Consider the following 13057-nt stretch of genomic DNA (forward strand, 5'->3'; position numbering starts at 1 on the left):
CACCCCTAAACCGTGCTTTTTACGTTCAGCAATGATAACTATTTTATCTCAGTTATATCTCCTATAATCCCTTCACAGTCAGCTTTTTATCTTTTATAGACAAGTCTAATAGATAAAAATTAGCCAGTTGTCAGATAAAAAACTTTCTGAATCCAAAAAATATATTGAAGTGATATTTATTCATGCAACTATAGTTTTTTAGCAAGTAAGTATTTATAAGTGACTTGGCTTACTTACTTCCATAGCATTACATATCAATGTTTGAATTTAAGTCTTATCTCCAGGTTGAGACGTATAAGATCAATGTATAACGTTTGATTTTGCTACAAATGTTAAAAAAATTGAGAGTAACTCTTGAATTTTGTATAATTTTAATCAAGGGAAAAGTTTTTATCACAGAAAAAGCTCTAAGATTAAAAGTGTTAATAAAACTTTAATTTGTTGATTTTATGATTAAGTTTTTGTCCTATGGTCAAGCGATCGCTACAAGCATCAATCAGTGGGATTCAAGAGGCTAAAAAAGCATTCGCTCGCAAGGGGTGGACACAAGAGAATCTAGCAGAAGAAGTCAACATCAAGACTAGACAACCAATTTGGCGGTTTTTCAGTGGTCGTCCGGTTGAGCGTCATACCTTTATGGAAATTTGTGCGGTATTGGAACTGAATTGGCGGGAGATTGCAACTAATCCCCCGGCAGAATTTGTTGACCGAGAAGAACTCACCCAGCCCCCTGTCTTGGATATTGAGGCATTAGTGCAGCAAGTGCGATCGCAACGCTTCGACAAAATTCAAGACCAGTGCGGTATTTTGCAGTTATTGGACATCAGCCGTCCTGTTGCGATCGATGACATATATATTGATGTGAATATTTTGGAGGAAATTGCCAGCTTTCAGTCGTTAGAAATTACTGATCTGCAAAACCTTGATCCCAAAGAATTTGACCGTTTTGGCTTAGGTGAGGTTGACCAAAAACATATACCCGGTATACGGGCAGTTGCAACATACTCCAAGCTCAGGGTACTTGGCAAACCAGGGGTAGGTAAAACCACCTTTTTGCAACATCTCGCTATTCAGTGTAACCAAGGCGCATTTGCAGAGAATCAAGTGCCAATCTTCATCACCCTGAAAAATTTTGCCCAAGAGTCTAAGTTGACTAACGAGTTCAACCTATTAAACTACATCCACCAAGAGTTTGTCTCATCTGGCATTACCGATCTCTCAATCATAGAAACCTTACTAAATGCCGGCAGAGTATTACTGTTGCTGGATGGGATGGATGAAGTTCTTCACCAACAAAGTAATGCTCTGTTAAGCGAAATTCGCAGATTTTCAGATAAGTATCACAAAAATCAGTTTGTAGCGACCTGTCGAACAGCAGCTCAAAGACTCAGACTCCGAGGCTTTACCGATGTTGAAATTGCCCCATTTACCTCAGAACAAATCCGAGCCTTCGCCCAAAAATGGTTTGTGGCTTTTACCAAGACTAACGCTCAAGATGGTCAATCCCAGTCCGTTGAGTTTATTCAGAAGCTGGACTTAGATGAAAACTGGCAATTTCGCCAACTTGTCGTCACACCCCTATTTCTGCATCTTGCCTGCTGGGTGTTTCACGGTCAAGAAAAATTTCCGACTAAGCGCACTGACTTTTATAAGCAAGGTCTAGACCTGCTGTTGGGTAAATGGGATGAAGCCAGAGGTGTTGAACGGGATGAGGTTTACCGGGGGTTTTTATTACCCCAAAAGCTCAAATTATTGAGTCAGATTGCAGCCGCAACATTTGAACAAGGGCAGTATTTTTTTGAGCAACGCATGGTTGAGCAATATATTGGTGACTACATTCAGAATCTGACAAACCTGCCAATGGATGCAGAGGAACTGCAAATAGAAAGTGAAGCCGCTCTGAAGGCCATCGAAGCCCAACATGGCCTACTTGCAGAACGGGCGCGGGGAATTTTCTCCTTTTCATATCTGGCGTTTCAAGAATACTTCACAGCGAGAAAAATCGTTGCTAGCCATAACCTAGAGGCATTAGAGCAAGCAATGGGAGGCCTGGTCAGTCACATCACTGACCCGCACTGGCGCGAAATCTTCTTGTTGACAGCTACCATGCTGCGGAGTGCAGATTCTTTGGTGCAGTTGATGAAGCAACAAATTGATGCACTAGTTGCCCAAGACCCTTATCTACAAGAGTTTTTGACCTGGGCTAGCCAAAAATCCCGCACTATTCCCACCCAACCAAAAGATGCGACAATTCGAGCATTTTACCTGGGCTTGAGTCAGAATCCTCGCGTAGCTCCTCACTTTGCTTTAGCCAGCAGCCTTGATCAAGGGATGTTTCTCGATGCAGCATTAGATAACCTCCTAGTGGAGTGTGCAATTGATAAGAGCCAGGACTTTGCCCACATCCACGTCTGTGGCGATGCTCTCTCGAACATTCTGGGTATTGTTCTAGATATTGGACTCTATAAATCCCTGCAACAACTCTCAGACCAATTACCAAATTCTCGTCAAAATCAAGAACGGTTTCGGCTATGGTGTCAAACGAGTTACTCAGCCTGGGCTGAACAGTTAAAAATGACGGTCATGAACTATCGCAATATTAATCACCAGTGGGAGTTTAGCCTTGAGCAACAGCAAGTGCTGCAACGCTACTACGATGCCAATCAGCTACTACTCGATTGTCTGCATAGCAATTGTGAAGTGACGGCTGCTATTAGGCAGGAAATTGAAGCCACATTATTATTGCCTCAGAAGGAACTTGAGGATAGGGAATGGCAATAGCTCTCTTGCTTAACTCCTCAAAGATGTTTGTATGGCAAAAATAATTTTTTAACTACATTTTATTTCGTAATTAATCAACTCATTCACGAAATGAAACAGTCCCAATTTATAGTACAAAGGATAGAATATTTCATCTGCACCTGATGGTAAACTTTCCACTTAGTTTAAACCGTAGCTTTATTTGCGACGTATCGTCATAGAAATGGAGAAAAAGACTGGATGATTTGGTATTTATAACTATTGTATATCAGTTTTTGTTGTTATCAATCAATTCATGCACCAAATCAAACAACACAAAATTTTACTATGGAAACAGAACATTCCATCTGCACCATTTTCAGTTATTTTCCCCTGCTGTTGATGCAAATACCCAATTATTCATCCTCCTTGTAATTACAGTTGTTTCAACCCCATTGTGTGCTTAAATACTAATCGCAGGTTTTGTTATGAATTTAACGATTGCTGGTACTTCTGAGGTTGAGATCCTCAAAGGTGTGCAAATACTAGTTGTAGATAACGATCTCGATAGTGGAGTGCTATATAGTATCTTTCTCGAAGATTTTGGTGCAAATGTCATAGCATCTGGTTCTATCAAAGAAGCTTTAGAAATTCTCAGTTGGTTTGTTCCCAACATGATAATTTGTGAAATTACTTTTTTAGGTGAAAGTATTTATACATTGCTTAACAAATTAAATGCTATGGAAGCAGACAATGGGAATCATATTCCAATTATTGTTACTTCAACGTGTACCAGAAGTAGTATCACCACAATTCCAGAGATAGAGTTTGAAAGATATTTACTGAAACCAATCGATCTTGATCAATTGATTTTAATCATTAATAACTTAGTATTGTCTAACGAAAATAATTCATCAGTTTCTGTGATAGAAAAACGATGTAGTAATTTGATGGCAGTTAAAGATGTCTTAGTGCTAGAAGCAGAGGTTGCATAAATACATAAAAATCATGAGGAATAGTAGCTATTTTCAGGGTGAGTTACGTTAAAGGCTAAGAGGATGTTAAAAAAGTCCCTGGTAGTTTAGCAAATACTTTTTTAACATCCTTTAATGCACTTTATTTTTTGTTCAAAAATCAAATATTAATCCTATATATATGCCCCAAAATTTTGAAATTGCAAATATTAGAAACGATATAAGAGACTTAGCTGTCTTGAAAGGATTTACAATCCTCGCAGTAGATAATGATCAAGATATCCTGGTATTAATTACTGATATTCTTGAAGCCTATGGTATTCAAGTGCTGACGGCATTATCAGCTATATCTGCCTTGGAGATGATTAAACAATTCCCCGTGGATCTTTTAATTAGCGATATTAATATGCCAGGAGAAGACGGCTATTGGTTAATACAGAAAGTCAGAATGCTTACGCCTCCTCAAAAAAGAGAAATTCCAGCGATCGCTTTTACTGGCAATGCCAAAGATAAGGTAGATCAGAAAGCTCGTGAGTCTGGGTTTCAAACTTATCTCCAAAAGCCTTCGACCGTGGATAAGTTAGTCACAGAAATAGCAAAATTGCTGCAATACTCTGGTAAAAGTAGTCCACTTTGACACTCACCGCACTTTTAGGGCGGTGATTCTTGGGCTGAATTAACTACTCTCATGAAAGCTACTCTTGAGAAAAACCAATCTTTAGTTCTCATGTCACCCTGACTGCTGGGTTATCTACAGTAATTCCTGAACCTGGTTCTAGTTTTGAAGAAATAATTGTGGCGGCGGATCTGGCATTGTATCAAGCCAAGACAGACGGGCGCGATCGCTTTTTACCGCATATAGGATGAAAACAACAGTAAAAATATCTATGCCTAATGACTAAGACAGTAGGCGGAGGTTCATTCTATCCCTAGAAATATCAGACTTTCTCACCATTTTTCTGTATTTTTCTGGATGAAATTATTTCCCAACCACAGTTATATTTGATTTCTACAAAACCGGTTGAAATTTCGTTATTTGTCTGTTTCTACCATGAAAAGATTAAGTTCTCACGACTGGACACGCCACTTAAAACTATTTCTGGCTGGTGCAGCATTGTCATTAAGTACAATTAGCATCAGTTCGGGTACAGTTTGGGCTAGTTCAATTAACCCCAAAATTGCTGAAAGTATCCAAACCCTACAAAAATCAGAGGAACGCTGGATTCAGATTAATCTCTCAACGCAGAGATTAATCGCTTGGGAAGGAAAAAAACCAGTGTATGCGATCGTTATTTCCTCTGGTAAAAAAGCCACACCTACGCGCATAGGTACTTTTAAAATTCAATCCAAGCACAAGTCTACCCGTATGCGTGGTAGAACTTATGATGTTCCCAACGTTCCCCATGCCATGTTTTATCAAGGTAATTACGGAATTCATGGTGCTTATTGGCATAAAAGATTTGGTACACCAGTCAGCCACGGCTGTGTAAATCTCGCCCCCAATCATGCTAAATGGCTATTTAATTGGGCTTCTTTAGGTACACCAGTCGTTATTCATAAGTGAAGGGGTGATGAGACGCAATAAATTGCGTCTCATCAAATGGGTTTTGAGCTTATTGAAACTGTATTAGCCAATCAGCATAAATTTTTATATATAAGTTTAAAAATAATTCTTGAGTATATAAGTAGCTATCATGTATTCTTCATTAGCATCTAATTGTTCATAGCTTTGGGCTAATTGCCGAGAGGATATTCATACACTTATACAATTATTTGACAACAGTATGATAACTGTATTAACGAGTGGAATCATCAATTAACCCTCTATGATATTTGGAAAGCTTGACTGACTATAAAAATATAGGGATTTTGCACAACTAGCGAACAATTTTAGCCGATTTAAAGTAATGCCTTTTACAGCATTCAAGACTGCTAATCATTTATTAGTAATTAAGAATGCGTAAATGAATAATAGGGGGAGATTGTGGATAAAAATCTAGTCAGCTTGATCAGTTTTATAGCTGCGATAGGTTTCAGTATTGGAGCAATCACCATAATTCAATCGATGAATGTACCTATTTTAATTACTCTTAGTGTTTCTATATTCACCAGTTTTGCTTTTATAATTTTTATTTTTATACATAGTTTAATATCTCATTTTAAATAATGAATGGCAAAAGTTAAGGTTATAGTCATGAACTTAGAAAGGCGATCGCTATAATTATTTACTATACTTAGGTGTAGCTAGTTTTAGGCGATCGCCTGGATTATTTGGGTGTAGAACTTAAACATTTAGCTGATTTTAATTATACCCCTATCAAAAACTCGATGATTAGTACCAATAGCACTAACCTCGATTCTATCGGGATACACTTCATAGGTAGCAAAGCTTAAATTACTAGTGGAATATTCCGTCCATTCTGAACGTCCTACAGGACGATTACCTGCACCTGCACCACAAATTAAGTAAGTTGTCCCATCTATAGCGCGGGTACGTTCGTAACTGTGTTCATGACCATTGATATACAATTGCACACCATATTTTTTAAACATTGGCGTGAAGGTTTTAATAAAAGCTTGATTATTACCGTAGACACCAGATGAATAAATTGGGTGATGTCCAAAAATCACTTTCCAAGTAGCATTACTACTACTTAACTCTTTTTCTAACCAAGTTAATTGATTTTGCCAATCAGCATTACTGTTAGTATCTAAAGCAAAAAATTGCACGCGATCACGGCGAAAAGTATAATATCTTTGCCCGTTCATATTAAAGCCTGGATATTTCAATTGTGGCTCACCGTTATCAGTGCGAATATCATGATTACCTAAACAAGCTTGAAATTTCACACCTCGTTTGAGTAAATCTTGATAGGGACGCTCAAAAACAGCCTGAATTTTCTCAATTTCGCCGTTGTTGTAAATATTGTCTCCAGCCAAAACTACCAAATCATAAGGATTTCGCTGGTGATGAAGCGTCATCGCCTTAGCTACAGCATACTGTCCTTTTGCTCCAGTCCCAGTATCGGCTACAGATATAAACCGCAAGAGTAAGTCTTTTTTAATCGGGGTGGCGGCGGTTGCTACATCTATGAGTTTACTTTGGCCATTTTGATGAATCAATGTCCAACTTAAAACACCAGTCCCAAGGGTGCTGACACTACTTAACAATAAAAATTGTCGGCGGGTTAGTTTCATCACTTTCTAAATTCAATAATTGATAATTCGTTATTGTATTCTGTAAGCACAGCTTTACCACAGGGTATTACATAATGCAATTACTCATGATTTTGCTCTACGAAGTGATACATTAAGGCACAAGAGGCAGTAGTAGCAATAATGCTCACCACTCGTCTTTGATTCTCTGTTGTTGGTGAAAGTTCCATGTCAGAAGACAATTCCCCTGAACCCCAAGCGAATCAACCAGAACCGACAAATGAATCGAGAAATCAACCCCGCCAAAGGAGAGTACAGCCTGTTTGGAAGGGGACAATCATTCAACTTCTCAGGGGAGCGATCGCAGTTTTAGAAACCACCGTAGACAAACTAGAGACAGCACCGCCTCCAGATACTGAAGCAACACCGGGATTTTGGCGATCGCTTCCATCTCAATGGAGTAGATTTTTACTTAGACAAGTTCGTCCTTTTTTACCATCTAATTTGTCTATCAAGTTGACGGATGACGCTTTGACAGGCATCATCGCTACCATCGCCGTGATTTTAGTGTGGACAACTGCAACTGTCTTCACTAATAAACCCACAGAGATAGCCACAGTTCCCCCAGTGGAAGAAGTTCCCGCACCAACGCCAACGCCAACAATAACTACGCCACCGGAATCACCCGCACCAACACCAGAGCCACCAGAGGAAATTACACCACCTCCTGAACCAGAACCAACACCGACTCCCACACCAACACCAACACCAAAACTAGAGCTAACCCCAGAACAAAGATTAATTGCAGCCATTGAAAATCAAGTCTCAGAAATTAGCGAGCGCATTGCCTCTGGCATCATAAAATCAATTCAAGCTAACTTCCGCACCAGTAGCCTGACTGTGAAAATCAATGATGATTGGTACACTCTCAAAGCATCTGAGCAAAATCAACTAGCAGCTGAAATATTACAACGTTCGCAAGAATTAGATTTTGCTCATTTAGAAATTATCGACTCTCAAGATAGGTTAGTAGCGCGTAACCCTGTTGTTGGTAATGAGATGATTATTTTTCAACGCAAGACAACTATTTAAATGGATTTGAGGGCAATTCTGATATAGAGACGTGATTTATTACCTCTAACAACAAACCGGATTTTATGGGAGCGATGGCGTAACCGCCCAGCGTAGCTGATGACCTCCGGTCGGTCGGAGACCATCGCCTACCGTAGCTAAAAATTTTATATTGATACTCATTTCGCATCCTGTTCAAGCAACACAAGTAGCTTACGCAGCATGGGGATAGATAGTTGCAATTCATCAGCTGTGAATTGAGATAACAGCTGTTTCTCTTTCTCAAACAAAATAGGCATCACAGTATCCGCAAGCTGTATTCCTTTGGGAGTCAGTTGCACCATGACGCTGCGCCGATCCTCTGCATCACGGACACGCGTTACTATGCCATCTTGTTCTAGGCGGTCAATCCGGTTTGTCATTGCGCCTGAAGACAGCATGAGCAAACTATAGAGTTCAGTCGGTTTCAATCGAAAAGGTTGTCCCTGTCGTCGCAGTGTGGCTAATACATCAAATGACCACACGTTCAAGCCATACTCAACCAGTATACTTTCTCGGTGCTTTTCCAGAAGACGGGCAATTCGTAGTATCCGCCCAATTATCCCTACGGCTGAGGTATCCAACTGCGGCAATTCCTGTTGCCATTCCTCAAGAATGATGTCAATTCGATCTTTGTTCATATTGCCATTTTATCTTGACATCGAGATTCTTGACTTTTACCTTTATCTTAAGTATCTTGATATAAAGATACTTTCTTGATCACCCTCTATCCTCCTCACAAAACAATAGCTATGACACCAATACGTCTAGGTTTCCAGGGGTCTGTCCCTAATAGTCCAAGCTACTTATATATTCTGCTGGCATTGGTAAATGGTGCTGTATTGCCGATTCAAAGCAATCTCAATGCTCAATTAGCGCGATCGCTCAATTCTGTACCCCTAGCCGCAGATATTTCTTACCTTGTTGGCTCAATTGCGTTGATTAGTTTGTTATGCACAGGTTGGTTTGGTCATCCAGATTGGTCTGCTTTAACCAAAGCTCCCCGATGGAGTCTGATGGGTGGTTTATTCGGAGTTTGGTATATTACCTCCAGTACTTACTTCACCTCTATTTTGGGGACTACTTTGACCCAGGGGTTAATTATCTGTGGACAAGCGATCGCTGGCTTGGTGACTGACCATTTTGGCTGGTTGGGAGTTAATCGTCGTCGCCTGACAGCTAATCGTCGCCTTGTGATGGGATTGTTAATTGTGGCAATTTTTTTGCTTTCGCTACCAACCTAATACTTTTCAGTATCATCTTATGGAAATCTTCTTAGCATTGCTTGGTGCTGGCTCGGCTGGTGGCTTTTCAACAATTGGCGCAGCTGCTAATGCTCGATTAAAGACAATACTCCACTCTCCAATAGCCGCAGCAACAATTAATTTCGTAGTTGGGTTTAGTATCCTTACATTGCTGCTAGTGCTTGGTATTTTCAAACCCTACAAGCTTGACTTACTTTCTATTACTCCTTGGTGGGCATTTTTAGGTGGTTTATTAGGTGCAATCTTCGTAACATTAAGTAGCTTAATAGTTCCTAAATTGGGTTTAACAACAACAACTTTAGTTGTCGTCTTTAGCCAGATGTTTATGTCACTGGTAATTGATCAGTTGGGATGGTTCGGTGCTATTAAATATCCGATTACCACACCCAAGATATTAGGTATAGCCACATTAGTAGTAGCAATTGTAATTAATCAATTGGACAAAAACTATTCTGATCAGAACTTCAATTAGTGCCTTAAATAAGGTTGAACAACTGGTATTTTTTTAAATCAGTTACTCACAGTGAAATTCCACAACCACACAGGAACATGGTTTCTCCCTCTATTCCCTTACATCTAAAATTGCAACAAAAACTATGGAATGGCTTAATGAACCTTCTAATTGGTCGCATTCGGATCAGCGAATCATCGTTACAACCGCCCCAAAAACCGATTTTTGGCGTATGACTCACTATGGTTTTATTCGTGATAGTGGACATTTCTACTTTGACCAAGTGAGTACAGATTTTGTTGTAGATGTCCAGATAAAAGGGAACTATAAAGACTTATACGATCAAGCAGGAATTATGATTCGTGCTGACGAGAAACATTGGATCAAAACTGGGATTGAGTATGTAGATGGAGTACAAAATCTGAGTGCTGTTGTCACTCACAACTATTCAGATTGGTCATTCACACCTCTGCTAAATCCTCCTAACATTTTTCAGCTACGGGTTGAGCGATGCCAAGAGGCAATTCATATTGCTTATTTAGATGAATATGACCGCTATGTTCCATTTAGAATGGCTTATTTTCCAGTCAAGCAAGACATTCAAGTCGGAATGATGTGTGCATCTCCACAAGGAAATGGATATGAGGTAATTTTTGATGATTATAAATTAACTAAAAAAGCGATCGGTAATGATGAATATTAAAGATTTAGCTGATTCTATTCTCCAAAAGCAATCAAAATTGTCAGTAGATAGAGGTTTTTTAGTTGCTGTCAGTGGTATTGATGGTTCTGGCAAAGGTTATATTACAGAAAAATTAATAACTGCTCTCAATGAGCAAAATATTCATGCTATCTCCATTAATTTAGATGCTTGGCATAAGCTCCCGACTGAGAGATTTAATTCTGAGCATCCAGCCCTACATTTTTACCATCATGCTTTTCATTTTGATGCTCTATTCCAGCAATTGATACTGCCGTTAAAAAGTCAGCGTATGATTAATTTAACGATGGTTTTAACAGGAATTACAGGTATACCACAAACCTATCATTATCAATTTCAAAGCGTGGATGTAATTGTTCTTGAAGGAATATTTTTGCTGAAGCGATCGCTGCAATATTGCTATGATTTTAAAATTTGGATTGATTGTTCATTTGAAACTGCTTTGGAAAGAGCCATCCAGCGAAACCAAGAAGGCATTTCACCAGAACAGATAATTGAGGATTACCAAAAAATTTATTTTCCTGCCCAGAAGGCTCATTTGGCAATTGACAATCCCAAATCAAGTACAGATGTGATTTATATTAATGATCCCAAGTTTGTTTAATTTTTATTTTAACAAGATAACTAGTCATGAATCAATTATTTTGGACGAATGATTAATGTAGAAATGTGATATATCTCATCTCTACTCAGCACTCAGCACTCTCATGGGTTGAGATGGTATCCAGACTGTAAAAATTGAGCCAATTCCTACTGTAGATTCTACTTCAATACGACCTCGATGTAGTTCTACTAATTGTTTAGTTAAAGCTAAACCTAACCCTGTACCTTCGTAACGGCGACGATAGGGTGTATCTAGTTGTTGAAATTTTTCAAATAATAGTGGTAATTTATTTTCGGGAATCCCAATACCTGTATCTTCAATTTGAAAAATAGCAGTGTCATCTTCAACCCACAAACGCAAAGTTACATTGCCACCTTCAGGGGTAAATTTAATTGCATTAGTTAATAAATTCCAGAGGACTTGTTCTACTCGTCCTACATCAGCAGTGAAGCGATCACGGCTTGGATCAATTTGCAAATCAAGTTTTAGACTAATTTGCTCAGTTTGAGCTTTGTCTAATAATGATTCTATTGTGTTTTCTGCAATTTTGACTAAAGAAAATTCTCCAATATTTAATACGGCTTTACCAGCCTCAATTTGAGATAAATCAAGGATGTCGTTAATCATTTCTAAGAGATGTTCGCCGCTATCGTGGATTGTTTGCAAATAATCCCGTTGGCGTTGACTCAATTCACCCAAAGGCCAGCGTAATAATGTAGATGACATCCCAATTACGTAAGTCAGAGGTGTGAGCAGTTCATGGCTAATAGTTGCTAAAAATTCATTTCTGAGGCGGCTAGCAACTTCCGCCGCGAGTAACGCATCCCGTAAGGCCATTGTGCGCTCAATGACACGTTGTTCGAGAGTTTGTTTCTCTTGAGTGAGCGATCGCATTAATTCGGACTGATGAATGGCGATCGCTAATTGTTCAGCTATTGAAGTCAACAAACTTTTTTCGCTCTCAGTCCATTGATGGGGACTGTAACATTGATGAGCAATTAGCAAACCCCATAGTTTATCTTCAAACACAATTGGTGCTACTAACTTGGCTCTGACTTGGCTTTGTTTTAAAAAATTCAATAAACACTCTTCGAGAGCGTAAGTTTTTTCAATATCGTCTACAACTAAAGTAAAACCTTGACGATATTTCTCCCAACATGAGGAAGTTATAGCAAAACAACTTTTTTCCTGGTAATGTAATATTGATGGCATCGTATCTGTGGCACGAGCTTCATAAACTATACAACCCCCATATTTTTGCAAGTCTGAAATTGAGGGGCGTAGGGAATTATGATTATTGACTCGTGAACTCTCAAATTTATATATTACTAATCTGTCTAATTGCAAAAATTCCCTGACTTGCGCAATTGCCGTCGTCATAATTACCGACAAGTCTAGGCTTTTGCGAATTTGGGTTGTTACCTGATTCAGTAGTCGCTCTTGGGAAATTTGTTTTTTTAAAGCATCTTCTACTGGTTGACAGCTATAAATTTCAGGCACACTAACAACGGTAGATGTTGCTAATTCCTCGGCTGGCTGTGGTAAGAGATATTCTAATAATAATAAAGAAAATTGACTTTGCAGAGTAGCATCATTAGGTTTGGGAATTTGACGATAGTGTTCCAGATGTTGGTAGGTGTCAGAATCACAACTAAACAAATCTTGCAATTTCGAGATAAAGGAGGCGATCGCTTCTGCATCAAATGTCAACCTAGTATAAAGTAATGAGTCTGTATAATTATCTCCTACCTGGTTTAAAGGAATAATTGTTTCCCACAACAGACTCTGTTGTTCTTGCTCACCTACCATCAGCGCACTAAATCGCTCAGAAACTACCAATGTAAATCTCTGCCTTTCCCACTCTACAGGTACACGAATCCTAGACAAAATGGTTTCTGTGAGTACCAAAGCAGCAGTTTCTACTGCATGAGCCATGTGCTGCAACAATTCCCCAAGTTGATTAAATACAACTAAAGGTAAATTTCGAGAAAAGCTCAAATCAGGAGAACTAAGCATTTTCAATGGTTTTCTAAGAAG

At 39.0% G+C, this 13057-nt stretch carries 13 protein-coding genes; 10 read left to right on the forward strand and 3 right to left on the reverse strand.

All coding sequences use genetic code 11. From position 1 onward, the window contains the following. Nucleotides 1-468: 468 nt before the first annotated feature. From VB693_RS10975 to VB693_RS10995, 5 genes are all read left to right on the forward strand, one after another. Nucleotides 469-2781, forward strand: a complete 2313-nt coding sequence (locus VB693_RS10975; protein ID WP_323266295.1) for an NACHT domain-containing NTPase — start codon at nucleotides 469-471, stop codon at nucleotides 2779-2781. A gap of 446 nt (nucleotides 2782-3227) precedes the next feature. Further along, nucleotides 3228-3734, forward strand: coding sequence for a response regulator (locus VB693_RS10980; RefSeq protein ID WP_323266296.1), 507 nt, complete (start codon nucleotides 3228-3230; stop codon nucleotides 3732-3734). Nucleotides 3735-3894: 160 nt separating this feature from the next. Beyond that, nucleotides 3895-4350, forward strand: a complete 456-nt coding sequence (locus tag VB693_RS10985) for a response regulator (protein WP_323266297.1) — start codon at nucleotides 3895-3897, stop codon at nucleotides 4348-4350. Between the two features lie 98 nt (nucleotides 4351-4448). Beyond that, nucleotides 4449-4580 (forward strand): hypothetical protein, encoded by a 132-nt coding sequence (locus tag VB693_RS10990; protein WP_323266366.1) that lies wholly within the window; start codon nucleotides 4449-4451, stop codon nucleotides 4578-4580. A gap of 184 nt (nucleotides 4581-4764) precedes the next feature. Beyond that, nucleotides 4765-5277, forward strand: coding sequence for a L,D-transpeptidase (locus tag VB693_RS10995; protein ID WP_323266298.1), 513 nt, complete (start codon nucleotides 4765-4767; stop codon nucleotides 5275-5277). 728 nt (nucleotides 5278-6005) lie between these two features. On the opposite strand, the gene VB693_RS11000 is transcribed toward VB693_RS10995, so the two are convergent. Beyond that, nucleotides 6006-6911: a metallophosphoesterase family protein gene (locus VB693_RS11000; protein ID WP_323266367.1), complete on the reverse strand. Its 906-nt coding sequence runs from the start codon at nucleotides 6909-6911 to the stop codon at nucleotides 6006-6008. A gap of 186 nt (nucleotides 6912-7097) precedes the next feature. Here VB693_RS11000 and VB693_RS11005 point away from each other — a divergent pair, with 186 nt between their 5' ends. Next, nucleotides 7098-7961, forward strand: coding sequence for a hypothetical protein (locus VB693_RS11005; RefSeq protein ID WP_323266299.1), 864 nt, complete (start codon nucleotides 7098-7100; stop codon nucleotides 7959-7961). Nucleotides 7962-8119: 158 nt separating this feature from the next. Here the strand turns inward: VB693_RS11005 and VB693_RS11010 are convergent, their stop codons facing one another. After that, on the reverse strand, nucleotides 8120-8620 hold the full coding sequence (locus VB693_RS11010) for a MarR family transcriptional regulator (protein WP_323266300.1): 501 nt from the start codon (nucleotides 8618-8620) through the stop codon (nucleotides 8120-8122). A 111-nt stretch (nucleotides 8621-8731) separates the two neighbouring features. On the opposite strand from VB693_RS11010, the gene VB693_RS11015 reads away from it, so the two are divergent. The 4 genes from VB693_RS11015 (at nucleotide 8732) to VB693_RS11030 (ending at nucleotide 11020) form a co-directional block, all read left to right on the forward strand. Then, the gene (locus VB693_RS11015; RefSeq protein WP_323266301.1) at nucleotides 8732-9223 is read left to right on the forward strand and encodes a DMT family transporter; all 492 of its coding nucleotides are present in this window, start codon (nucleotides 8732-8734) and stop codon (nucleotides 9221-9223) included. A gap of 19 nt (nucleotides 9224-9242) precedes the next feature. After that, entirely contained in the window at nucleotides 9243-9716 is a 474-nt protein-coding gene (locus tag VB693_RS11020; RefSeq protein WP_323266302.1) for a DMT family transporter, read from the forward strand. Between the two features lie 124 nt (nucleotides 9717-9840). After that, nucleotides 9841-10398, forward strand: a complete 558-nt coding sequence (locus VB693_RS11025) for a DUF1349 domain-containing protein (protein ID WP_323266303.1) — start codon at nucleotides 9841-9843, stop codon at nucleotides 10396-10398. Beyond that, entirely contained in the window at nucleotides 10385-11020 is a 636-nt protein-coding gene (locus tag VB693_RS11030) for a uridine kinase (protein ID WP_323266304.1), read from the forward strand. The genes VB693_RS11025 and VB693_RS11030 overlap by 14 nt, the downstream gene beginning before the upstream one ends. A gap of 81 nt (nucleotides 11021-11101) precedes the next feature. Here VB693_RS11030 and VB693_RS11035 read toward each other — a convergent pair whose 3' ends face one another. Then, nucleotides 11102-13036, reverse strand: a complete 1935-nt coding sequence (locus tag VB693_RS11035) for a GAF domain-containing sensor histidine kinase (RefSeq protein WP_323266305.1) — start codon at nucleotides 13034-13036, stop codon at nucleotides 11102-11104. Nucleotides 13037-13057: the final 21 nt, after the last annotated feature.

Source organism: Anabaena sp. UHCC 0399 (genome assembly GCF_034931465.1).
In the GTDB taxonomy this organism is placed as follows: Bacteria; Cyanobacteriota; Cyanobacteriia; order Cyanobacteriales; family Nostocaceae; genus Trichormus; species Trichormus minutissimus.

What these genes read in the sequence shown, in the direction of transcription:
- VB693_RS10980 (WP_323266296.1), top strand. Translation starts at nt 3,228, where the DNA reads ATGAATTTAACGATTGCTGGTACTTCTGAGGTTGAGATCCTCAAAGGT.
- VB693_RS11035 (WP_323266305.1), bottom strand. Translation starts at nt 13,036, where the DNA reads ATGCTTAGTTCTCCTGATTTGAGCTTTTCTCGAAATTTACCTTTAGTT.
- VB693_RS11025 (WP_323266303.1), top strand. Translation starts at nt 9,841, where the DNA reads ATGGAATGGCTTAATGAACCTTCTAATTGGTCGCATTCGGATCAGCGA.
- VB693_RS11020 (WP_323266302.1), top strand. Translation starts at nt 9,243, where the DNA reads ATGGAAATCTTCTTAGCATTGCTTGGTGCTGGCTCGGCTGGTGGCTTT.
- VB693_RS10975 (WP_323266295.1), top strand. Translation starts at nt 469, where the DNA reads ATGGTCAAGCGATCGCTACAAGCATCAATCAGTGGGATTCAAGAGGCT.
- VB693_RS11005 (WP_323266299.1), top strand. Translation starts at nt 7,098, where the DNA reads ATGTCAGAAGACAATTCCCCTGAACCCCAAGCGAATCAACCAGAACCG.
- VB693_RS10985 (WP_323266297.1), top strand. Translation starts at nt 3,895, where the DNA reads ATGCCCCAAAATTTTGAAATTGCAAATATTAGAAACGATATAAGAGAC.
- VB693_RS11000 (WP_323266367.1), bottom strand. Translation starts at nt 6,911, where the DNA reads ATGAAACTAACCCGCCGACAATTTTTATTGTTAAGTAGTGTCAGCACC.
- VB693_RS11015 (WP_323266301.1), top strand. Translation starts at nt 8,732, where the DNA reads ATGACACCAATACGTCTAGGTTTCCAGGGGTCTGTCCCTAATAGTCCA.
- VB693_RS11030 (WP_323266304.1), top strand. Translation starts at nt 10,385, where the DNA reads ATGATGAATATTAAAGATTTAGCTGATTCTATTCTCCAAAAGCAATCA.
- VB693_RS11010 (WP_323266300.1), bottom strand. Translation starts at nt 8,620, where the DNA reads ATGAACAAAGATCGAATTGACATCATTCTTGAGGAATGGCAACAGGAA.
- VB693_RS10995 (WP_323266298.1), top strand. Translation starts at nt 4,765, where the DNA reads ATGAAAAGATTAAGTTCTCACGACTGGACACGCCACTTAAAACTATTT.